This is a genomic window from Burkholderia sp. SIMBA_051 (genome assembly GCF_046534915.1).
Classification (GTDB): Bacteria; Pseudomonadota; Gammaproteobacteria; order Burkholderiales; family Burkholderiaceae; genus Burkholderia; species Burkholderia ambifaria.
The window spans coordinates 1-236 of record NZ_JAWRXS010000893.1 but is presented as its reverse complement, the minus strand read 5'-3'; the positions used below and the strand labels follow the sequence as shown (position 1 = coordinate 236).

General features: G+C 70.3%; 1 pseudogene. It reads left to right on the top strand.

The features are described 5' to 3' along the window. Nucleotides 1-236 (top strand): annotated as a pseudogene (locus SB771_RS37030) (universal stress protein); the annotation flags it as partial.

Here is a 236-nt window from a genome sequence, read left to right as displayed (position 1 = left end):
CGCGAAGACGTCGAGGCCGTGCACGAAAATGAATTCGTCGAACAGACTTTGCTGACCGCCGGCCGTCCCGTGCTGGTGGTGCCGTCCAGCGGCGATTTCCCGGTGGTGGGCGAACGCGTGCTCTACTGCTGGGACGGCAGCCGCGAAGCCGCCCGCGCGCTGGCGGACGCGGCGCCGCTACTGCGCCTGGCCTCGCACCTGGTGGTGCTGACCATGGATGAGGGCGCCGCCACCCG